Origin of the sequence: Moorena sp. SIO3E8 (assembly GCF_010692445.1) — a bacterium.
GTDB classification, from domain to species: Bacteria; Cyanobacteriota; Cyanobacteriia; order Cyanobacteriales; family Coleofasciculaceae; genus Moorena; species Moorena bouillonii.
Map to the genome: position 1 here is coordinate 1 of NZ_JAAHHM010000266.1, position 4,428 is coordinate 4,428.

Consider the following 4,428-nt stretch of genomic DNA (forward strand, 5'->3'; position numbering starts at 1 on the left):
TAGCAACAATCTGTACTACTTGCTCCGTGGTGAATGTCGCTGGTGTACCTGGTCGTGGTGCATCCCCTAAACTGTCTACCATCATTTGTAGCAGTTCTTTGTCAGTGATACCCTTTGCTTCTATACTTATCAAACGCTCGGTCGCAACAGACCAGCGTTTTCGCCAGGTTCGCACAGTATTACGTGCGAGTTGCAACTTTTGAGCTATCTGAGTATTATTCATACCCTCGGCAGCCAATAAAATGACCCTCACCCGTTCCACTAATCCTTGAGGGCTACTGTGACGACGCACTAACTGTTCGAGTAAACTTCGCTGTTGCTGTGATAATTTAATCTTCAGGGGATGGGGGTCAGGCATAGCACAAGTTGTGAAGAGTACAATAGGGTAAGCTGAGCATCGAGTAGGTAAGCAGTTCATCCTTCTATTTTACCATTATCAGCAGCTGCTCAAGTATTTCTGCCGCGCTGCACTAGTTTGACCTGGTCAATATACTCTGGACGAACTCTAAGTGAGCGTGGCATGGTCTAGGTGAGATGAGCTAATCAAACTATAACGCTCTTTCCTAGGGACTTAGCCCAACTCACCTACAACTCAGGCATAACTCACCTTTCATCCTACTGCAAATTCTGTCAACTTACGTGCGTTGGGGTCATGATAACCGATGACAATTTCTGACTTAGGTACTCCCAATTCTACTAGCTCATCGGCGACACCCACCTCAGTACCATCATGTTGAATCCAGATTTTTCCTCCTTTAATATCAATATGGATCAACGAACCACAAACTCGGCGGTCACCTTCCCAGCCAACTGTTACTAGTAAGTAATGATCATCGTTGTGGTCAAAAACTGTAAATTGTTCAATCTCACCATAAGAAGGTACAAACTGTTTATGTCGATCTAAAACCTGCTGAATCCATTGCCGATACTGGTTCAATCGTTCCACTGTACAACTACCTCCTCGTCTGGGTCAAAAACTAGTAATTTTACCTTGTATTCTTTTACGCTTAACTGTGCTAACTCTTCCAGAAAAAAGTTGCGATATACTTTGCTCGGTACGGCTAAAAAAAGTACTCTACCTGGCTCTGTTACCTTTAAAACAATGCGATAATTCAGAAATTGTCCGAGTGCCGTGTGAAATTATGAGGTAGTAGAAGTTGCTAAAAAACTATTGACCTCTACAGCAATTCGCATCTGATCTTTTTGAGCAGCAATTAAACGTTCTGCTCCTAAGTCTACCTCAAGACGACCAGATGATAGTTCTAGAACTAGAGGGTCATTAGTAATAGTCCAACCGTCCTTGTTGAGAGCTGTTTTGACTACTTCATGGTAAAAGTCCTTAGCGGCCATAAAAGTGCATGATTATAAGAGGTTAGTAATTTTATATATAGCTAATGTTGGTGCTATATTATCGTAAATAAAAATGAGATTTTACCATATTATGCTCAGAAAATTTGGGGCTGATAAATGTCATTACTTAGCTCTCCACTTAATCCCTCGCTCAAAAAAAGTGGTACACTCTAAGTATACTAGCCAAACTATATTCAATTTTTATATTGACCAAAAATCAGAGGGCGTAAGCCCTCTTTGCTTGTGAGTTAGCCCAACTCAAGTACAACTCACGCATAACTCACTTCCGCCTGTTTCTCTATTCCCTGTTGCTAGCTTGCCTATTCCCGGTTCCCTTGGCTAATGCGATCGCATTGGCAATGGCCACGCCAGTTACTCCCCAAACCCAGACCCCACACCTGAGTCTGTTTCCCGATTCCCGATTCCCGATTCCCGATTCCCCAATTTGATAATTGTTTATTGTTACTTATAATAGTATTAATTAAAATAAATTTTTATAATATATCAAAAATTTGGATTCCAGGGGTTAAAACCGATTTAATATCGGAAATTATTGTCATAATTGCATAATTAATATGCTTTAATCCCATCAAGCCTAAATTTTTTGTATTAAAAAATACAAACAAAACCTCCATCCAAGGTAATTCTTAAATCGGTAAAGTTAATCGTCTCTTAAACTATCCCTTGATCAACAACTGATCAAAAAGGGCTCAAATGAGACTAAGTCAGGACAAACAACCATGACGGGATCGGCAGATGAGCAGAAGAACTACCATAATTTTGAAGCTGGTATTTCCTGATCTGTTATCTCTGTGTGCCATATTGTCATCAATTTGTCATAAATTAGTGACATACCTAAAAAGAGACGGTAGTCCTGTTGACTTTATCCAGAGGTGCGACCCGTGGCAAATTTAATAATTAGATGCGGAAAGCGCACCTATCAAAACCCTGATTGTGTGTGAGGAAACCCTGTGAACAGATCAAAAAATTTGTGGCTCTCTGTGCTAAAGTCGCCCACCTTGTTTGTTGGGGCAACTCTATTGATTTCATCCTCAGCAGTAGCAGCAACTGAGGAAGCTTTGCCAGAAGAGACAATCTCTCAAGAATCCGCTGTCAACCCTACCACTACAGTAGAAGCACTGACGGTAGAAGCACTCCCTGACGTCACCTCCCTAACTCAGTCCGTTCTTCCCTCTGATCTGCCATTAGTGGCTGATGCCTCTACTGGGGATACGGTGGAGCTCAGTAATTCTACTATCAATAATTCTATTATCAGTAATTCTACTATTGGTAATTCTGCTAGTGATTCAGTCACCTCATACGGTGACGAGGAAACTGCAGAGGATGACTTGATGGGACCGGTGACTGGTGTTTCTCAACTGAGTGGACAGACTGTAGAGGATGACTCTATGGAACAAGTCACTAATGTGTCTCAACTCAGAGACGTTTCCCCTGGAGATTGGGCTTATGAAGCATTACGCTCTTTGGTAGAACGCTACGGCTGTATTGCTGGTTATCCTAATGCTACCTTCCGAGGTAACCGAGCCTTGACTCGCTACGAATTTGCTGCTGGTTTGAATTCCTGTTTGAACCAGATTGAGCGTTTACTGGGGGGCGTTACTGGAGATTTTATCACCCGTGAGGACTTAGAAAGTCTACAACGGTTAGTACAGGAGTTTGAAACAGAACTGGCTACCCTAGGGGCACGAGTAGATAACCTAGAAGGACGAGTAGCCTTCTTAGAAGACCATCAGTTTTCCACTACCACTAAACTCAAGGGTGAGGTGATCTTTGCTCTAGCTGATGCCTTTGGAGGGGATGCTGATGATGTTCAGACTGTTTTTCATAACCGGACTCGTCTCAACTTCTTAACCAGCTTTACCGGTAAGGACATGCTCCAAACCCGTCTCCAGGCTGGGGATGCCCCAACCTTGATCACAGGGGCTGGTGGTGAACTGGCCGGAACTCAAGAAGGTCGCTTTACCTACGATGGACCAAGTGGTAATGACGTTATTATTGATATCTTGCGCTACCGCTTCCCCCTCGGGGATAAAGTAACGGTTCAACTGTTGGCTAACCGAGCACTGCATCACTATTACGCAGATACCGTCAACCCTTTCTTTGAAGGTCGTGCTGGTGGTTCTAATGCTATTACCCGTTTTGCTGAACGTAATCCCATCTATCGGATTGGGCCATTCGGTGCTGGGGCTGCTCTTGCCATCAAGCCGATCAAGGATGTTCGGATTGATTTAGGTTACATCTCCAACACCGCTAGCAATCCTCAAGAAGGCCAGGGTCTATTCAATGGCAACTTTTCTGCGATCGCTCAGTTGGTTTATGGTAGTGATTTCAAAGTTGGATTCACCTACATTCGGGGTTACGAAGATAATGCTGATGGACGACCCCGTTTAATTCTAGGGGGTACTGGCACGGCCCTGGCTAATCTCAATCCAGCAGCCTTGGGGAATGCTACCAGTTTAGGCACGGTTGACTTTGATAGTGCAAAAGTGGAAAGTAACTCTTTCGGTGTTCAGACCTCTTTGAGACTTACCCCCAACATCGTACTCAATGGCTGGGCAGGCTACACCGATGCTGAGTTGATTGGCTTGGGTGATGCGGAAATTTGGAACTTTGCTGCTGGTATCGCTTTCCCCGATTTGGGCAAAAAAGGTAATCTCGCCGGAATTTTTGGTGGTGCGGCACCAACCCTCAGAGGACTGGATTTAGATGATGGCAACAGTAACTTTGACAATGATTTTGCTTACCAGGTTTCAGCGTTCTATAAGTACAAACTCAACAACAACATCTCGGTCACTCCTGGTGTAGTTTGGCTTTTGAATCCTAACCAAAGTTCTGACAACGATGATGTGGTCATCGGTACCCTCAGAACTACTTTCACCTTTTAATTTTTAGGTTCGACGTCCGGCGCTCTATACATGGTTGGTGAGCGTCGGGATGAAAGCTCAGTAATGGATGTTTTGAGCAGGTTGTCAAAAACAAAAAAGCGCTCCCCAAAAAGAGAGCGCTTTTTTTTAACTTAGCAGATTAAGCCAAGTTGAGATTAACCGTTGATTGCTG

4 protein-coding genes and 1 pseudogene are annotated in these 4,428 nt (G+C 43.7%); 2 read left to right on the forward strand and 3 right to left on the reverse strand.

What is annotated here, in order from left to right:
- The 3 genes and pseudogenes from F6K46_RS38470 to F6K46_RS38480 all read right to left on the reverse strand — a co-directional run.
- A partial coding sequence (locus F6K46_RS38470; RefSeq protein WP_293118060.1) for a helix-turn-helix domain-containing protein occupies positions 1 to 358 on the reverse strand: 358 nt, incomplete at its 3' end.
- A gap of 252 nt (positions 359 to 610) precedes the next feature.
- On the reverse strand, positions 611 to 946 hold the full coding sequence (locus F6K46_RS38475) for a XisI protein (protein ID WP_293060443.1): 336 nt from the start codon (positions 944 to 946) through the stop codon (positions 611 to 613).
- Positions 934 to 1,350, reverse strand: a pseudogene (locus tag F6K46_RS38480) (element excision factor XisH family protein). The gene F6K46_RS38475 and the pseudogene F6K46_RS38480 overlap by 13 nt, the downstream one beginning before the upstream one ends.
- A gap of 308 nt (positions 1,351 to 1,658) precedes the next feature.
- On the opposite strand from F6K46_RS38480, the gene F6K46_RS38485 reads away from it, so the two are divergent.
- A complete protein-coding gene (locus tag F6K46_RS38485; RefSeq protein WP_158069611.1) occupies positions 1,659 to 1,799 on the forward strand; it encodes a hypothetical protein in 141 nt (46 codons plus the stop codon).
- Between the two features lie 522 nt (positions 1,800 to 2,321).
- Entirely contained in the window at positions 2,322 to 4,256 is a 1,935-nt protein-coding gene (locus tag F6K46_RS38490; protein WP_229415330.1) for an iron uptake porin, read from the forward strand.
- The last annotated feature ends 172 nt before the right edge of the window (positions 4,257 to 4,428 follow it).